This is a genomic window from Methylobacterium brachiatum (genome assembly GCF_900113845.1).
Taxonomy (GTDB): domain Bacteria; phylum Pseudomonadota; class Alphaproteobacteria; order Rhizobiales; family Beijerinckiaceae; genus Methylobacterium; species Methylobacterium brachiatum.
The window spans coordinates 273,330-289,354 of record NZ_FOQW01000003.1 but is presented as its reverse complement, the minus strand read 5'-3'; the positions used below and the strand labels follow the sequence as shown (position 1 = coordinate 289,354).

At 71.7% G+C, this 16,025-nt stretch carries 14 protein-coding genes; 10 read left to right on the top strand and 4 right to left on the bottom strand.

What is annotated here, in order from left to right; genetic code table 11:
* Positions 1–52: 52 nt before the first annotated feature.
* Positions 53–376 (top strand): TM2 domain-containing protein, encoded by a 324-nt coding sequence (locus tag BMZ47_RS03575; protein WP_007569040.1) that lies wholly within the window; start codon positions 53–55, stop codon positions 374–376.
* A gap of 12 nt (positions 377–388) precedes the next feature.
* Here BMZ47_RS03575 and BMZ47_RS03570 read toward each other — a convergent pair whose 3' ends face one another.
* Both BMZ47_RS03570 and BMZ47_RS03565 read right to left on the bottom strand, forming a co-directional pair.
* Complete coding sequence (locus tag BMZ47_RS03570) at positions 389–1,270, bottom strand: transporter (protein ID WP_007569039.1); 882 nt, start codon at positions 1,268–1,270, stop codon at positions 389–391.
* A 173-nt stretch (positions 1,271–1,443) separates the two neighbouring features.
* Positions 1,444–3,105 (bottom strand): Na+/H+ antiporter, encoded by a 1,662-nt coding sequence (locus BMZ47_RS03565; protein ID WP_050736391.1) that lies wholly within the window; start codon positions 3,103–3,105, stop codon positions 1,444–1,446.
* 440 nt (positions 3,106–3,545) lie between these two features.
* On the opposite strand from BMZ47_RS03565, the gene BMZ47_RS03560 reads away from it, so the two are divergent.
* Complete coding sequence (locus BMZ47_RS03560; RefSeq protein ID WP_091858698.1) at positions 3,546–6,068, top strand: PAS domain-containing protein; 2,523 nt, start codon at positions 3,546–3,548, stop codon at positions 6,066–6,068.
* Here BMZ47_RS03560 and BMZ47_RS03555 read toward each other — a convergent pair.
* Both BMZ47_RS03555 and BMZ47_RS03550 read right to left on the bottom strand, forming a co-directional pair.
* Positions 6,040–6,894: a metallophosphoesterase gene (locus tag BMZ47_RS03555; RefSeq protein WP_091858993.1), complete on the bottom strand. Its 855-nt coding sequence runs from the start codon at positions 6,892–6,894 to the stop codon at positions 6,040–6,042. The genes BMZ47_RS03560 and BMZ47_RS03555 overlap by 29 nt on opposite strands.
* 8 nt (positions 6,895–6,902) lie before the next feature.
* Positions 6,903–7,520 carry a cation efflux transmembrane domain-containing protein gene (locus tag BMZ47_RS03550; protein WP_007569030.1) on the bottom strand — a complete coding sequence of 206 codons (618 nt, stop codon included), beginning with the start codon at positions 7,518–7,520 and terminating at the stop codon, positions 6,903–6,905.
* Between the two features lie 178 nt (positions 7,521–7,698).
* Between BMZ47_RS03550 and croR the strand changes: the two genes are divergently transcribed.
* The 8 genes from croR to BMZ47_RS03510 all read left to right on the top strand — a co-directional run bounded on the left by croR (position 7,699) and on the right by BMZ47_RS03510 (position 15,936).
* Complete coding sequence (croR, locus tag BMZ47_RS03545) at positions 7,699–8,172, top strand: 3-hydroxybutyryl-CoA dehydratase (protein WP_007569029.1); 474 nt, start codon at positions 7,699–7,701, stop codon at positions 8,170–8,172.
* A 1-nt stretch (position 8,173) separates the two neighbouring features.
* Positions 8,174–9,019, top strand: a complete 846-nt coding sequence (locus tag BMZ47_RS03540; protein WP_091858695.1) for a TrmH family RNA methyltransferase — start codon at positions 8,174–8,176, stop codon at positions 9,017–9,019.
* A 115-nt stretch (positions 9,020–9,134) separates the two neighbouring features.
* Positions 9,135–10,724 (top strand): phytoene desaturase family protein, encoded by a 1,590-nt coding sequence (crtI, locus tag BMZ47_RS03535; protein WP_091858692.1) that lies wholly within the window; start codon positions 9,135–9,137, stop codon positions 10,722–10,724.
* A gap of 71 nt (positions 10,725–10,795) precedes the next feature.
* Positions 10,796–11,167 carry a DUF2141 domain-containing protein gene (locus BMZ47_RS03530; protein WP_091858990.1) on the top strand — a complete coding sequence of 124 codons (372 nt, stop codon included), beginning with the start codon at positions 10,796–10,798 and terminating at the stop codon, positions 11,165–11,167.
* Between the two features lie 4 nt (positions 11,168–11,171).
* The gene (locus tag BMZ47_RS03525; protein ID WP_091858690.1) at positions 11,172–12,152 is read left to right on the top strand and encodes an ABC transporter ATP-binding protein; all 981 of its coding nucleotides are present in this window, start codon (positions 11,172–11,174) and stop codon (positions 12,150–12,152) included.
* Complete coding sequence (locus tag BMZ47_RS03520; protein WP_091858687.1) at positions 12,149–13,357, top strand: ABC transporter permease; 1,209 nt, start codon at positions 12,149–12,151, stop codon at positions 13,355–13,357. Before BMZ47_RS03525 ends, BMZ47_RS03520 begins: the two co-directional genes overlap by 4 nt.
* A gap of 103 nt (positions 13,358–13,460) precedes the next feature.
* Positions 13,461–14,303, top strand: coding sequence for a type 1 glutamine amidotransferase (locus BMZ47_RS03515; protein WP_091858684.1), 843 nt, complete (start codon positions 13,461–13,463; stop codon positions 14,301–14,303).
* 103 nt (positions 14,304–14,406) lie between these two features.
* Positions 14,407–15,936, top strand: a complete 1,530-nt coding sequence (locus tag BMZ47_RS03510; protein ID WP_091858679.1) for a phytoene desaturase family protein — start codon at positions 14,407–14,409, stop codon at positions 15,934–15,936.
* The last annotated feature ends 89 nt before the right edge of the window (positions 15,937–16,025 follow it).

The window sequence follows — 16,025 nt, the reverse complement described above, 5'->3', positions numbered from 1 at the left end:
TCGGCAACACCCTGTCTCAAGCTTAGCCGTCTCGACGGAGGGTGCAGGACAGATGGAACCGACCACGCAAGAGAAGATCCTGATCGAGCAGCGCGTGACCAATGAAGGGCCAAGCATCGTCCTGGCCTACGTGCTGTGGTTCTTCCTCGGCGCGTTCTCCGCGCACCGATTTTATCTCGGGCGCACCGGCACCGCGATCCTTCAGATCCTCCTCAACTGCATCCTCATCGGATTCATCTGGGTCGTCCTCGACCTGTTCCTGATCCCCGGGATGGTGCGCGCGAAACAGGCCAGCCTCCGCGCCCGCCTGACGCGGGACCTCGGGCCGTCCCTCCGCGCCGCCAGCGCGGCCCTGGCCCCGCCGGCCCGCATGTGAGCCTCGCCGCGGCTACTCGGCCTGGCGGCGGGTCACCAGGGTGCGGTTCGGCTCGACCTCGTCCTTGTCCTGGTAGAGCGGCACGATCACCCGCAGCCAGCCGCGGGTCTCGCGGCCGCGGTAGTTGCGCTGGACCACGTCGCGGGTGAGGTAGGCCTGCAGGTTCACCGGCCCGAAATTGTACCCGACCAGGCCGCCCACCGCGATCTGCCCCTGCGGCCGGTAGCTCGACACGCCGGTCGGAAGATCGCTCGAGCCGAACGCGACTGCGCCGACCTGCCACTTGCCGAACTTCTTCGCCGCGGTCAGGTCGAGGTTCAGGTAGTCCGGATAGAGGGCGCCGAAAGGCGAGCGCGTCTCCAGAAAGATCCCGTGGAGCAGGTTCGCCGTCAGGTTCCAGTCCTGGCCGGTGTAGCTCGCCGCGAAGCGGTGGGTCAGCGAGGCGGATTGGGTCAGGAACCGCGTCTCGATCGGCAGGTAGCCGCCGAAAAAGTAGCTGACGCCGACATCGTGGCCGAGATCCCAGGCGAGCTGGGCGGCCAGCAGCGGCTGGCCGATGCCGCTCTGATAGGGCGCGCCCTGGAGCGTGGCGGCCACGACCGGCTGGGTGACGAAGAATTGCAGGCGCCCGCCCGCGATGTCCCAGGGCGTGGACCAGGCGAAGGTCGGCAGGTTGACGTTGGTCGAGGTGTCGCCCGGCCGCGCGCTGCGCGTACCGAAGCTCGACAGGTTCACGAAGTACAGCCCGACGGGGAGCTGCGCGCCCACCGGCAGGCCGATGGTCTGGCCGGGCTGAGCCGCGGACGCTGCATAGGCCGAGGTTGTGGGACCCGCAGCGTATAGGGCCAGTGCAGCCGACGCGATCCCGCGTAATCCCAGGCCAAATCCGGTCATGAGAACCCCGATCCAGAGCCCCGGACTTCGGAGCTGATCAGAGAAGGACGCTCCGTCGAAGCGACCTCATCCAGGTTCTACGGCCAAGCTGTGCGGAACGACACGCCCTCGACATCACGAGCGCGCCGGCCGGGACTAATCCGGCCGACGCCCTCCAGTCTGCGCGCCGCCGTTCAGCTGCGCGGCGTCGACAGGGCCCGGCCGGCGGGATTCCAGGCCAGCAGCCGCGCCTCGACCAGATCGACCTCGCGGACGAGCTGGCGCAGGACCACGTCGTCGATCGCCCGCGATCGGCGCAGGCGGTAGAGCGCCTGGCGCTCGGCCTCGATCCCGGCGAGCCGCAGACGCTTCTCAGCGATGGCCAGCTGCCGGGCGCGGCCGCCGCCTTCCCGGCCGTCACCGGTCGGAGCCTCCAGGCCCTCGTAACGGTCCATGGCCCGGGCGCCGGCCTCGACCGCGATGGAGGCGTCCTCCTGCTCCTCGACCAGGCGATGCTGCAGGGCCTCGATGGCCGTCACGGCGTCGTGGCGCGCGGCGGCGCGGGCGGAATCCTCCTCGGCATCGTGGCTGGAATCGGCCGGCAAGCGCAGGCCCCGCAGCAGCGGCGGCAGGACCGTGCTGGCCAGCAGCAGCGAGGTCATGATCACCCCCATCGCCAGCAGGATCGCGAGATCCCGGGCCGGGAACGGCGTGCCGTCCTTCAGGGTGAGCGGCAGGGTCAGGATACCGGCCAGCGTGATCGCGCCCTTCACGCCCGCGAGCGTCGTGGCGGCCACGAGCCGCCAGGTCAGGCCCTCGCGCCGCTCGCCCCGGCGATGCGCCTTCACCAGGACGAAGTGGAGCGAGACCCAGACCCAGGCGAAGCGGATCGCCATCAGGCCGGCCGTGATGGCCAGAACCCAGGCCACCAGCCATCCGGCGCCCTGCACGTCGGCCTGCTTGACCGCGTGGCCGAGGACCTCGGGCAGCTGCTCGCCGAGCAGGACGAAGATCGACCCGTTGGCCGCCAGCGCCACCGTGTCCCACACGGCCGTGCGGCGGACCCGGGTGGTGCCGAGGCTGCGTCCCTGGATCTCGACATAGGTCATGGCGATGCCGGCTGCGACTGCGGCCAGGATGCCCGAGGCGTGGACGTGCTCGGCGGCGAGATACGCCCCGAACGGCGTGAGCAGGCTGAACAGGATCTGCAGCCCGGGATCCTCGCCGGTCCGCCGCCGCAGGAGATCCTGCGCGCCCATGAGCACGAAGGTCGTGGCCGCGCCGATGCCGAGGCCGCCGAGCGCCAGCCAGACGAAGGTGGTCGCCGCCTCCGACAGCGAGAAGGTCCCGGTGAGGGCCGCCGCGATGGCGAAGCGCAGGCAGACCAGGCCGGTGGCGTCGTTGAGCAGCGCCTCGCCTTCGAGGATGTGCATCAGCCGCCGCGGCACCGGGGCCTGGGCGGCGACCGACGAGACCGCGATCGGGTCGGTCGGGGACAGGACGGCCGCGAGCGCGAAGGCGACCGCCAGCGGGATGCCCGGGATCATCGCGTGGATCAGCATGCCGATGCCCAGCACGGTCAGCGCCACGAGCCCCAGCGCCAGCGCCAGCACCGTCCGGCCGTTGCGGAACAGGTCGCGCTTCGGGATGCGCCAGCCGTCGAGGAACAGGAGCGGCGGCAGGAAGACGAGGAAGAAGATCTCGGGGTCGAGGGTCGTGCTCGGAAGCGGCCCCAGCGCCAGGGCCACGCCGATCACGATCTGGATCAGGGGCAGCGGCAGCGGGACCAGGCGGCCCAGGGCGCCGCTCACGAGCACCGACAGCAACAGGGCCAGGACGACGGTGACGCTTTCCATGCGTGTCTTTCAAACGAGGGGCCGCGGTCCCGTGAGGACAATGGACCGTGTGATGCGCGGGGGCCGGAAGCGGGCCTTGTAGCACCGGCCCTGCGGCGCGGTGCATCTCCGACCGATGGCGGACAGAACGGCTGCGAAGACCTGGGCTCCAAGTCAAGACGCGCGAAGCCCGGTTCAGGTCCTTCGGAGATCTCGTTGCGTCAACGGCGGACGTCTCGCGTATGAGGGTAGAAATCCAGGACCCTTATCGACTGGAAGCTGCATTCTTCCGCCGATCAGGCCCGGTGTTTTGACAGTCCCTGGACCGCATGCGACGGGCAAGCGATGTCGAGCGCCCCGATCCGCAACACCGCGCCGCCCCGCGTCCCGGACGGCACCTGCCTGTGCCGGGGCGCCGGCGGGCCGAAGGCGCGCGCCGAAATCCGGGTCGCAGCCATCCGATGAGCACGCCCGCCCCCGGCCCGTCCCTGCCGCAGGATATCCAGGCCGACCTGAGCGCCGTCGACGGCATCGCGGCGGTCCCGACCATGCTCAACGTGATCTGCCAGACCACCGGCATGGGCTTCGCGGCGGTCGCCCGGGTGACCGAGGACCGCTGGATCGCCTGCAGCGTCCGGGACGACATCGCCTTCGGCTTGAAGCCCGGCGACGAGCTGCAGATCGCGACCACCTTCTGCGACCAGATCCGGCGGAGCGCCGCGCCCGTGATCATCGACCATGTCGCCGAGGATCCCGCCTTCCAGCAGCATGCGATCCCGAAGATGTACGGCTTCGAGAGCTACATCTCGGTGCCGATCACGCTGCCCGACGGCAGCTTCTTCGGCACGCTCTGCGCCATCGACCGCAAGCCGGCGCAGGTGAACCGGCCGAACATCGTCGGCATGTTCCGGATGTTCGCCGACCTCATCGGATTCCATCTCGACGCGCACCGGCGCCTGGCGGCCGGCGAGGCGCTCCAGCGCAGCGAGGCCTTCGTCAAAGGCGTGCTGACGGCGAGCCCGGATTGCGTGAAGGTGCTCTCCACCGAAGGCCACGTCGAGTTCATGAACGCGCGCGGCCTGGAGCTGAACCAGATCGATTCGGTCCAGGATATCCTCGGGCAGGAATACGCCGCGCTCTGGCCGGAGGAGGAGCGCGCCAAGCTGCGCGACGCGGTCCGGCGGGCGAAGGCCGGCGAGGCGTCCCGGATCGAGGGCTTCGCCCCGACCGGCAAGGGCGAGCCGCGCTGGTGGGAGGTGAGCTTCGCGCCGTTCCTCCCCGAGGAGGGCGGCCCGCTCAAGCTGGTCGGCATCTCCCGCGACGTGACCGAGCGCTATCACGCCGAGCGCGCCCAGCGGGCGGCGGCGCAAGCCCTGCAGGATCTCAACGAAAGCCTGGAGAAGCAGGTCGCGGCGCGGACCGCCGAGCTGCGGCTGTCGCGCGACATCCTCGAATCGAGCGCCACGCCGATCTGCGCCTTCGACACCGCGTATCGCCTGATCGCCTTCAACCGGGCGCACAGCGACGAATTCCACCGCATCTTCGCCCACCGGGTGCAGATCGGCGAGGTGTTCTACGACCTGTTCCCGCCGGACCAGGCCCCGATCATGCGCGGCTTCATGGCCCGCGCGCTCGACGGCGAGAGCTTCACGGTCACCCAGGAATTCGGCGATCCCGACCTGGCCAAGCCCTGCTGGGAGGTGTCCTATTCGCCCCTGCGCGACGAGAAGGGCGCGATCATCGGCGCGTTCCATTACGCCAAGGACATCTCCGAGCGCCTGCGCGCGGAGGCCGAGCTCGCCAACACGCAGGAGGCGCTGCGCCAGTCGCAGAAGATGGAGGCGGTCGGCCAGCTCACCGGCGGCGTCGCGCACGACTTCAACAACCTGCTGACGATCATCCGCTCGTCCGTGGACTTCCTGCGCCGGCCCGAGCTGCCCGAGGAGCGCAAGCGCCGCTATCTCGACGCCGTGTCGGACACGGTCGACCGGGCCGCCAAGCTCACCGGCCAGCTCCTCGCCTTCGCGCGCCGGCAGGCGCTCAAGCCGGAGGTGTTCGAGGTGGGCGAGCGCCTGCGCAGCGTGTCCGAGATGGTCGACACCGTCACCGGCGCGCGCATCCGCCTGGTGGTCGAGACCCCGGGCGAACCCTGTTTCGTGAAGGCCGATCTGAGCCAGTTCGAGACGGCGCTGATCAACATGGCCGTGAATGCCCGCGACGCCATGGCGGGGGAAGGCACGCTCACCCTGCGCCTCGTCCGGGAGAGCAAGCTGCCGCAGATCCGCGGCCATGCCGGGACGCACACCGCCTTCGCGGCCGTCTCGCTCAGCGATACCGGCACCGGGATCCGGCCCGATCAGCTCGGCCGGATCTTCGAGCCGTTCTTCACCACCAAGGAGGTGGGCAAGGGGACCGGCCTGGGCCTCAGCCAGGTGTTCGGCTTCGCCAAGCAATCCGGCGGCGACGTGGACGTGGAGACACAGCTCGGCCACGGCACGACGTTCACGCTCTACCTGCCCGAGATCACGGTCGAGGCGGATGACCGGACGCTCGGCGCGGCGCCCGCCGAGATCAGCTCCCCCATCGGGGCGGGCCAGAGCGTGCTGGTGGTCGAGGACAACCTCGAGGTCGGCCGGTTCGCCACGCAGATCCTCGAGGATCTGGGCTACCGGACGACCTGGGCGGTCAATGCCGAGGACGCGCTCGAGAAGCTGGGGCCCAGCGGCAACGGCTTCGATGTCGTGTTCTCGGACGTGGTCATGCCGGGCATGGGCGGCATCGCCCTGGCGAAACGCCTGCGCGAACGGCTGCCCGGCCTGCCGGTGCTGCTCGCCTCCGGGTACAGCCACGTCCTGGCGCAGGACGGGACGGAGGGCTTCGAGCTGCTGCACAAGCCGTACTCCGCCGAGCAGCTCGGGCGCATTCTCCGTCAGCTCACCGCCAACCGGCCGCCCGCTAGCCTCCCGCCCCGACCGGCAGGCTGAAGTCGGCCCGGTAGCTCTTGCCCTCGACGGGGTTCGATACCCACCGGCAGCGGCCGACCCGCAGGTCGTGCCCGGCGTGGAAATGGCCCGAGATCCACAGGTCCGGGCGCTCGGCATCGGGGAGGTCGTCGAGTGCGGTGCTGGCGTAGAAGGCCGGCACCCACCACGGCACGCCGGGCTCGTCCCGGTAGCGGTCCGCCGCCAGGGGGCTCGCCGGGTGATGGGTGACCACCACGGTCGGGCCGTCATGGCGCATGCGGAGCGCCTCGTGCAGCGCCTCGCGCTCGGCCGCATGCGCCGCCATGGCGTCCGCGGGCTGCCACGCCGCGCCGTCGGGTTTGCGGATCGATCCGAGATATTCGCGCGAGCCCGTGACCGGGTCGGTCATGCGCGCGGCGGCATAGGCCAACGGATCCTCCGGGCGATCGGGCGTGTCCGCGGCGAGCCAGCGCCCGGCCAGCCGCCAGTCGCTCCACAGGGTCGTGCCGACGAAGCGCACGCCGTCGATCACGCAGGCCTGCGCGCCCTGAAGCAGGTGGATGCGGGCGCCCAGTTGGTTCACCCGGGCGACTTCCGCCTCAAGGGCCGCCAGCAGCTCGGGGGCATTGCGCGGGTCGCCCGTCGGGGCGTAGCGCTCGTGGTTGCCCGGCACCAGCACGATCGGTTTGCCCTGCGCCAGGTGGACCAGGGCCGCGAGCCCCCGCTCGGGATGCCCCTCGTAGAGGTCCCCCGGGCAGGCGAGGACGTCGAACGGCGCCGTGGGCAGAGCGATCAGGTCGAGCCGCCGCCGCTCCAGATGCAGGTCCGAGATCGGGAAGATGCGCATCGACATGCCTATTGTGCGGCCCGGCGCTCGGCCGCGGCGGCCCGGAAGATGTCGGCGGCGGAATCGGCGTTAAGGATCGCGATGCCGGCCGCCGCGACGAGATCCGGCCAGGGGCTGGGATGGAGGGCGGTGACCAGGCCGGCCGCGATGATCGCCAGGTTGGCGTAGGCGTCGTTGCGGGCCGAGAGATAGGCCGCCCGGGTCAGGCTGCCCGAGCCGGACCGGTGCCGGGCGAGCATCAGCGCGCAGGTGAGGTTCACCGCCAGCGCCCCGAGGCCGGTCAGCGTCAGCGGCAGCGCCGCCGGGGGCACGAAGTCGGCAAACTTCTCATAGGCGGCGTAGGCCGTGGCCAGGGCCGGCACGAGCAGGATGAACGCCATGGCGGTGCCGAGCCGCGCCCGGTTGCGCGCGCTCCAGGACAGCCCGGCGAAGATCAGCAGGTTGATCGCCGCGTCTTCCAGGAAGTCGAGGCTGTCGGCGATCAGCGCCACGGAGCCGATGGCGAGGGCCACCGCGATCTCGATGCCGAAATAGCCGAGGTTGAGCGCCGCCACGCGGGCGACGACCGGGCGCAGGGCGGGCGGCTCGGGACGGGCGGCAGGGTCAGCGGTCACGGGGCGCGTCATCGCCGAGTGCGGCGCGCCTGTCGAGCCGCTGTTGAGAAAACCCTGTCCGCGCCTCAAGAAAGTTCAAGGATCTTGCGCCTTTGTCCGGGTGGATTCGGCGGCGCGATCGTGCGACGCGGTCTTGTTGAGCCGGCCGCGCCAGAGTTGCGACCGGCCGGAACCGGAGGTCTGCCGAGCCATGCTGCCCGAATTGCGCGTGCTCTATTTCGAGGATCTCGAGGTCGGGTTGTCGGAAACCCTCTCGAAGACGATCGCCTCCTCCGACGTGGTCGGATTCGCCGAGATCACCGGCGACCGCAACCCGATCCACCTGTCCGAGCACTTCGCGGCGCGCACGCCGTTCGGCACGCGCATCGCCCACGGCCTGTACACGGCCGGGCTGATCTCGGCGGTGCTCGGCACCCGCCTGCCGGGCCCGGGGGCGGTCTATATCTCGCAGACCCTCAACTTCCGCGCGCCGGTGCGGATCGGCGACATCGTCGACGTGACCGTCACGGTGGCCGAGCTGATGCCGGAGCGTCGCCGGGCGCGGCTCGCCTGCCGCTGCTCCGTGGCCGGGGAGACCGTGCTCGACGGCGAGGCGCTGGTGAAGGTGCCGACCAAGGCCGAGGCCGACCCGCTGGCGGTCCGCACCGAGCGCCAGCAGAGCTGAGATGGACCACGGCGAGGAGACGGTCGCCGCGGAACCGATCGCGGATCCCGACGACCCGCGCCTCGAACCCTATACCCGGATGCGCGAGCGCGACCTCGTCGGCCGCACCCGGCGCTTCATCGCCGAGGGTGAGGTCACCCTGCGGCTGCTGCTCGGCCCGCGGGCCCGGTTCCGGGCGGAATCGATCCTGCTCGCCCCGGAGCGCTGGCCGGGCCTCGCGCCGGACGTGGCCGCCTGCCGGGACAAGCCGCCGGTCTACCTGGCCGACAAGGCGGTGATGAGCGCCGTCACCGGCTTCCCGATCCATCGCGGGGTCCTGGCGGTGGGCCGGCGCGGGCCGGAGCCCGACCCAGCGGCGCTCGTACCGCCCGCCCCGGAGCCCGCCCTGGTGCTCGGCCTCGCGGGCCTGACCAATCACGACAATGTCGGCGCCGCCTTCCGCAACGCGGCGGCCTTCGGGGCCGATGCGGTGCTCCTCGACGCCACCAGCTGCGATCCGCTCTACCGCAAGAGCATCCGGGTCTCGGCCGGCGCCGCGCTGATCCAGCCCTTCGCCCGGCTCGCCCCCGGGCAGGACTGGCTGACGCTGGCCCGGGCCCTCGACCTCGAGGCCTTGGCGCTCAGCCCCGGTGCGGCCGAAGCGCTCGACGATCTCGCCACACCCAAGCGGGTGCTGCTGATCCTCGGGACCGAAGGGCCGGGGCTCGACGCGGCCACGCTCGGCCGGGCCCGCCCGGTGCGGATCCCGATGGCGCCGGGCTTCGACTCGCTCAACGTCGCCACCGCGGCGGGGATCGCCCTGCAGGCGATCGCCCGCGGCCAGGGACGGCTCGCAACCGTCGGTTAAGGTCATCCCTTTTCGTCCGCTGCCGAACGCGCGACAAAGGGCTGCAATTGCCCTGGGGCGTTGCGAGCCTAGCTTGGCCGGTAGGGTTCGGGGGTTGCGAGGGGAGTCGGCGGCGTTGCTTCAGTCTGGGGATGGTTTGCGAGCGCTGACCGGACGCCGGGTGGCCGTGGTCGGCGCCGGTCCCGGCGGCCTGGCCTCGGCCCTGCTCCTGGCGCGCGCCGGGATCCACGTGACGTTGTTCGAGAAGGACGCGCAGGTCGGCGGCCGCACCAAGACCGTGACCGCGCCGGGCGGCTACAAGTTCGATATCGGCCCGACCTTCTTCCTCTACCCGCAGATCCTCGCGGACATCTTCACGAGCTGCGGCGAGCGGCTCGAGGACCACGTCAAGCTCGAGCGGCTCGATCCGCAATACCACCTGGTGTTCGAGGGCGAGGACGGGATCACCGGCACGATCCGCGCCACCGGCGACATCGCTCGCATGGAAGAAGAGATCGCCCGCCTGGCGCCCGACGACGCCAAGAACGTCAAGACCTTCTTCACCGAGAACCGGACGAAGCTCGACTACTTCAAGCCGATCCTGCAGCAGGCCTTCCACACCCTGCGCAGCATGGCGAGCCCGGCGATGCTGGCCGCCCTGCCCCATCTGCATCCCGGCCGCAGCGTCGACCGCGACCTGAAGCGCTACTTCGCCGATCCGCGGGTGCGCCTCGCCTTCTCGTTCCAGACCAAATACCTCGGCATGTCGCCGTTCCGGTGCCCGAGCCTGTTCACGATCCTGTCGTTCCTCGAATACGAGCACGGGGTCTATCACCCGGTCGGCGGCTGCGGCGCGGTCTCCGAGGCGATGGCGGGCCTGGCTGGCCGCATGGGCGTCGACATCCGGCTGAACGCGAATGTCGAGCGTGTGGTGTTCGACGGCAAGCGCGCCAGCGGCGTCGTGGTGGACGGCGAGACTTTCAACGCCGACGCGGTGCTGATCAACGGCGACTTCGCCAAGGTCGTGCGCGCCCTGGTGCCGGAGCGGAACCGCCCGCGCTGGCGCGACGCCAAGATCCACAAGGCCCGGCTCTCCTGCTCCACCTTCATGCTGTATCTCGGCATCGAGGGGAAAGTGCCCGACAGCCTGGGGCACCACACGATCCTCCTGGCCGACGGCTACGAGCGCAACATCCGGGAGATCACCGAGGGGACGCTGCCGATGCAGCCCTCCCTATACGTCCAGCATGCCGGCTACACCGACGGCGGCATGGCGCCGGCCGGGCACACCGCCCTCTACGTCCTGGTGCCGGTGCCGAACCTCAAGGCCGGGATCGACTGGGCGGCGACCCGGGCGAGCTACCGCGCCCTGATCCTGGAGCGGCTGAAGCGGCTGGGCCTCGAGGACATCGAATCCCGCATCCGCTACGAGCGGATCATCGACCCGACCCAGTGGGAAGAGGATTTCGCGGTCCACGAGGGCGCCACCTTCAACCTCGCCCACGACCTGATGCAGATGCTGTATTTCCGGCCGCACAACCGCTTCGGGCCGGGGCTCTACATCGTCGGCGGCGGCACCCATCCGGGCTCCGGCCTGCCGGTGATCTACGAGGGCGCCCGCATCTCCGCCCGGCTGCTGATCGAGGAGCTGGCCGGCGCCCGCGCCGCGTCCCAGGCCGGCATCCCCGACACCGCGCCGCTGGCGACGTCCGGCGAGGCCTCGTGATCGGCGCGCCGGGCCGGCTGGCGCTGACCGCCGGCCTCGGCGTCCTCGCCCTGCTGTCCGGCTCGGGCGCGATGGCCGCGACCCTGAAGGTGGAGGTCGACGGGATCGAGCCCGGCGGCGGCTCGGTCCGGGTGGCCCTGTGCCAGGGCGGCCTGTCCGAACCGTTCTGCACCCGCGGCGACGAGGCGCCGGCCTCCGGGAGCCGGGCGTCGTTCACCTTCCAGGACGTGGCCCCGGGCGCCTATGCGGTGGCGGCCTTCCAGGATGCCAACGGCAACGGCCGCCTCGACCGGACCGGGCTCGGCCTGCCGCTCGAACCCTACGGCTTCTCCGGGGTCGTCGCGCGAAGGGGCCGGCCGGACTTCTCCGACGCGGCCTTCGCGCTGCAGGAGCCCGGCGCCGCCGTGCGGGTGCGGCTCGCCCGCGCCCTGGCGCGGCGGTGACGGGGTGGAGGATCCCCTCGTCAGGATCGCGGGTGTCGGCCTGGACCTGCGCGGGCGGCGGGTGCTGGAGCAGGTCGATCTCGACCTCGACGCGGCCGAGACCCTGGCGCTGCTCGGCCCGAACGGGGCCGGCAAATCCTCGCTGATGCGCCTCGTGGCGGGCCGCCTGGCCCCCGGCGCCGGGACCGTGCGGGTGGCTGGCGCAGACCCGTTCCGATCCGGCAGCGCCCGCCGGAGCATCGGCTGGGTCCCCCAGGAGATCGCCCTCTACCCACGCCTCACGGTCGCCGAGAATCTCGGCGTCTTCGGCCAGCTCGCGGGCGTGCCCCGGCGCGACCGGCGCGCGGCCGTCGCGGCCGCCCTGGAGATGGCCGACATCGCCGATGTGGCGCAGCGCCCGGTGGGGGTCCTGTCCGGCGGCTACCGGCGCCGGGTCAACATCGCGGCGAGCCTGATGAACCGGCCGCGCCTCGTCCTGCTCGACGAGCCGACCAGCGGCGTCGACCTCGCCGCCCGGGCGGCGATCCACGCGGTGCTGGACCGGCTGAAGGCCGCGGGCACCGCGATCCTGATCGCCACCCACGATTTCGCCGAGGCCGAGCGCCTCGCCTCCCGGGTCGCGTTCCTGGCGCAGGGGCGGATCGTGCGCGAAGGGCGCCTCGCCGACCTGCTCGCGCAGCTGCGGGTCGGCGCGCCGGAGCGGGAGCTGAGCCTCGCCCTGCCGGCGGACGCGGCCGCGGAGGCGGTGCTGCGCCGCGGCGGCTTCGTGCCGGCCGAGCCGGACGGCCTGGTCTGGCGCTCGGTCGAGCGCTCCGGCCTCGACGGTGCGGCCTTGCTCGGGGCGCTGCGGGCCCAGGGCGTACCGGTGGCCGAGGTGCGGGTCCGCGCTCCGCGGCTCGAGGCCCTGTATCTCGACGCGATCCGGCCGCGGGAGGTCGCGGATCGCGGAGCTTCCGAGCCGCGCCGGGCGGGGGCCGCGGGATGATCGGCGCCGCGTTCCGGGTGATGGCGCTGAGCCTCCTGCGCGACCGCGCCGCCCTGGTGATGGCCTTCGTGCTGCCGACCGTGATCTTCGTCATCTTCGCGGCGATCTTCTCCGGGGCGATCGGCGACCGGATCCGCATCCATCTCGGGCTCGCCGACTTCGCCCGGACGGCGGCCACCCAGCGCCTCGCCGACGCCCTGGTGGCCGACCCGTCCCTGCGGGTCACCCGCCTGCCGGCGACCGACCTAGCGGCGGTGACCCAGGCGGTCCGCGCCGGCGCGGTCGACGTGGCGCTGGTGCTCCGGGGCGACCTGATCGCAGCTCCGGCGGACGCCCCGCCCGGACCGGCCGACCAGCCGGTGGTGCTGGTCGAGAACCCTGCCAAGGCACTCGCCACGCCGATCGCCCTGGGCCAGCTCCAGCGCGTGCTGAGCGAGGCTCTGCCCGACGTGGTGCTCTCGCGCATCGTCGCGGATGTCGAGCGCACCGGCAAGATCGGCCCGGACGAGCGGCGCTTCCTCGACGAGGCGTTTGCCGAGCAGCGGGCCAAGAAGGAGCCGTTCAGCTTCGCCGCGCTGGTCGAGCGCCGGAGCACCGCCGCCGGCACCGCCAACGCCCGGGTGAGCTACTACGCCGGCGCGATCACCGCGGTCTTCCTGCTGTTTGCCGCCATGCAGGGTGCACTCTCGCTGGTCGAGGAGCGGGAGACCGGCATCGCCGAGCGCCTGATGGCCGGCCCCGGCGGCCTGCCGGTGGTGGTGCTCGGCAAGTTCGGTTTCCTGACCCTGCAGGGCATGGTCCAGGCCGGGCTCATCTTCCTGGCCGCTGCGCTGCTCTACGGCGTCGAGATCGGCCCGCACTGGCCGGCTTTCCTCACCGCCTGCCTGTTGGTCTCGGCCATGGCCGCGGGCCTCGCGCTCGCCGCCTGCGCGCTGGCCGCATCCCGCCAGCAGGCCCACCTCGCCTCGACCTTCGGGGTGCTGCTGCTCTCCGCGGTCGGCGGCTCGATGGTACCGCGCTTCCTGATGCCACCCTGGCTGCAGCAGGCCGGCTGGCTCACGCCCAACGCCTGGGCGATCGAGGCCTATCAGAACGCCCTGGGCGAGGGCTTCGGGTCTGCCGCGCCGGCCTTCGCGGTGATGGGCGTGCTGACCTTGAGCGGGCTCGGCCTGGCGCTCGGCCTGGTGGCCCGGCGGACCGCCTGATCGGCCGACGCCGCGACGATCCGCGCCGCGCCTGCGACCAGCCGTACCCGGACACGGCCCGGCCGATCGGGCAGGGTCCGCGCTCCTGCATTGTGAGACCCCTATGCTCCGCCTGCTCATCGCCGACGGCAACGATCGGGCGGCCCGCGACCGGCATGTCGCGGCGACGGGCCGGACCTCGGCAGAGTCCTACGCCGTCGTGGTCCACGACCTTGCCCCCGAGACCGCCTGCCGCTTCCTCAACCCGGCGGATGCCGACGCGGCCCTGCCGCAGGACCTGTCGGATTTCGACGGGCTGATCTTCACCGGATCGACCCTGAAGGTCTCCGAGGCGACGCCGGCGGTGACCCGCCAGCTCGACCTGATGCGGAGTGCCCTGGAGGCGGGGCTCGCGGTGTTCGGGTCCTGCTGGGGCGTTCAGGTCGCCGCCACCGTGGCCGGCGGGCACGCGGCCGAGAACCCGCGGGGCCCGGAATACGGCTTCGCCCGGGCGATCACCCCGACCCAGGACGGGCGCGGCCACCCCCTGCTCGCGGGCCGCCCGGCGGTCTGGGACGCGCCGGCGATCCATTCGGACGCGGTGCTGGAGCCGCCGCCGGGGGCGCGGGTCCTGGCGGGCAACCGGGTGCTGGGCGTCCAGGCCATCGAGATCTGGCACGGAGCCGGCTGGTTCTGGGGCACGCAGTACCACCCGGAACTCGACCTCGAGGAGGTCGGCGCGATGCTGCGCCTCTGCGATACGGCGATCGTCGAGGCCGGTCTCGCCACGGATCCGGACGCGGTGGCGGCCTATGCCGACGAGATCGCAAGCCTCCAGGGCGACGATCCCGAGGCTGCGCGCCGCCTCGCCTGGCGCCACGGCCTCGGCCCGGAAGTGCTCGAGGCGCCCCTGCGCCGCCGGGAGATCGGTAACTTCCTGGCGCAACTGTCCACAGACAGGGCCTGAACGGCCGGTGCCGCGACCGGGTGGCGCGTTGACCCGCGGGGCCTCGCGTCTAGCTTCGAGATGCGGGCAACGCTGTGACGGGCCCGGGGAGCGACCTATCAGGATGAGCCAGGATTCGACGGTCGCCGTGATCGGCAGCGGGCTCGGCGGACTCGCGGCCGCGTGCGTGGCCGCGGCGCGCGGCCACCGCGTCACGGTCTACGACAAGAACGGCTGGCTCGGCGGCAAGGCGGCGGTGCTGCACGAGGGCGGCTTCCGCTTCGACATGGGCCCGACCATCCTGACGGTGCCGCGGGTGCTGGAGCGGATCTTCTCCGAGGCCGGCCGCTCGGTCCACGACTACATGGACCTGCGCCGTCTCGACCCGCAATGGCGCTGCTTCTTCGACGACGGCTCCCACATCGACCTGATGCAGGACATCGAGCGGATGGCCGGCGACATGGATCGCTTCGCCCCCGGCAGCGGCGACGGCTACAAGAAATTTCTCTCGATCTCCGAGCACCTGCACGGCGTCTCGGAAAAGTTCTTCTTCTGGAAGCCGGTCGAGGACCTGTTCGACACGATCAACATCCGGGCGAACATGAACCCGGGCACCCTGCGCGACGTGCTGTCCCTGCGCATGCACGCCTCGGTGGCCTCGACCATCCGCGGAAAGGTCAAGGATGCGCGCCTCGCGCAGATGCTCGACCACTTCGTGCAATATGTCGGTTCCTCGCCCTACGGCGCGCCGGCCGTGCTCTGCGCCATCGCCCACATGCAGACGGCCGACGGCGTCTGGTACCCGATGGGCGGCACCCGCGCGGTGGCCGAGGGGCTGGCGAAGCTCGCCCAGGAACTCGGCGCCACCTGCAAGACCGACACCGAGGTGACCGGGATCGAGACCGCCAACGGTGCGGTCCGGGGCGTGCGCACCGCCGAGGGCGTGACGCCCTTCGACGCCGTGATCTCCAACATGGATTCGGTCCGCACCTACCGCGAGCTCGTCGGCGGCGCCGCCGGCAAGGCCTACGCGAAGAAGAACCCCGAGCCGGCCTGCTCCGGCGTGGTGCTCTATCTCGGCTTGAACAAGCGCTACGAGCACCTGAACCATCACGACTTCGTCTTCTCCCGGGATCCCGAGGAGGAGTTCGACTACATCTACAACAAGGGCGAGCCGGCCCCGGACCCGACCGCCTATCTGGCGGCCCCCTCCTCCACCGACCCGAGCGTGGCCCCCGAGGGCGGCGAGGCGCTCTACGTCCTGGTGCACACGCCCTACCTGCGCCCGCACCACGACTGGCGCCCGGACGGCCCCCTGTTCCAGAACTACCGCCGGACCATCCTGGACAAGCTCAAGCGCACCGCCGGTATGCCCGACCTGGAGGAGCGCATCGTCGTCGAGCGCCACCTGACCCCGCAGGACATCCACGAGCGCTATCGGGTGCTCAACGGCGCGATCTACGGCCTGGCCTCGCACGGCCGGGTGATGGGCGCGTTCAAGCCCGGCAACCGCTCGCGTCAGGTGCGCGGCCTCTATCTCGCCGGCGGCGCCGCCCATCCCGGCCCCGGCATGCCGATGGTGATGATGTCTGGCTGGATTGCCGCCGACGCGCACGATCAGGACGCGCGCGGAACGCTGCGCGCCTCGGCGTGACACCTGCACCGCCATCCCCTCCCCCCTCTGCGGGGGAGGGTGGCCATCGCGTCAGCAAGGGTCGGGAGAGGGGCAGTGCGACGGTACGG

Excerpts from the sequence above, each read along its gene's own strand:
- BMZ47_RS03540 (WP_091858695.1), top strand. The coding sequence starts at position 8,174 with ATGGACCACGGCGAGGAGACGGTCGCCGCGGAACCGATCGCGGATCCC.
- BMZ47_RS03530 (WP_091858990.1), top strand. The coding sequence starts at position 10,796 with ATGGCCGCGACCCTGAAGGTGGAGGTCGACGGGATCGAGCCCGGCGGC.
- BMZ47_RS03565 (WP_050736391.1), bottom strand. The coding sequence starts at position 3,105 with ATGGAAAGCGTCACCGTCGTCCTGGCCCTGTTGCTGTCGGTGCTCGTG.
- BMZ47_RS03515 (WP_091858684.1), top strand. The coding sequence starts at position 13,461 with ATGCTCCGCCTGCTCATCGCCGACGGCAACGATCGGGCGGCCCGCGAC.
- BMZ47_RS03555 (WP_091858993.1), bottom strand. The coding sequence starts at position 6,894 with ATGCGCATCTTCCCGATCTCGGACCTGCATCTGGAGCGGCGGCGGCTC.
- BMZ47_RS03560 (WP_091858698.1), top strand. The coding sequence starts at position 3,546 with ATGAGCACGCCCGCCCCCGGCCCGTCCCTGCCGCAGGATATCCAGGCC.
- BMZ47_RS03510 (WP_091858679.1), top strand. The coding sequence starts at position 14,407 with ATGAGCCAGGATTCGACGGTCGCCGTGATCGGCAGCGGGCTCGGCGGA.
- BMZ47_RS03575 (WP_007569040.1), top strand. The coding sequence starts at position 53 with ATGGAACCGACCACGCAAGAGAAGATCCTGATCGAGCAGCGCGTGACC.
- croR (WP_007569029.1), top strand. The coding sequence starts at position 7,699 with ATGCTGCCCGAATTGCGCGTGCTCTATTTCGAGGATCTCGAGGTCGGG.
- BMZ47_RS03520 (WP_091858687.1), top strand. The coding sequence starts at position 12,149 with ATGATCGGCGCCGCGTTCCGGGTGATGGCGCTGAGCCTCCTGCGCGAC.
- BMZ47_RS03550 (WP_007569030.1), bottom strand. The coding sequence starts at position 7,520 with ATGACGCGCCCCGTGACCGCTGACCCTGCCGCCCGTCCCGAGCCGCCC.
- BMZ47_RS03570 (WP_007569039.1), bottom strand. The coding sequence starts at position 1,270 with ATGACCGGATTTGGCCTGGGATTACGCGGGATCGCGTCGGCTGCACTG.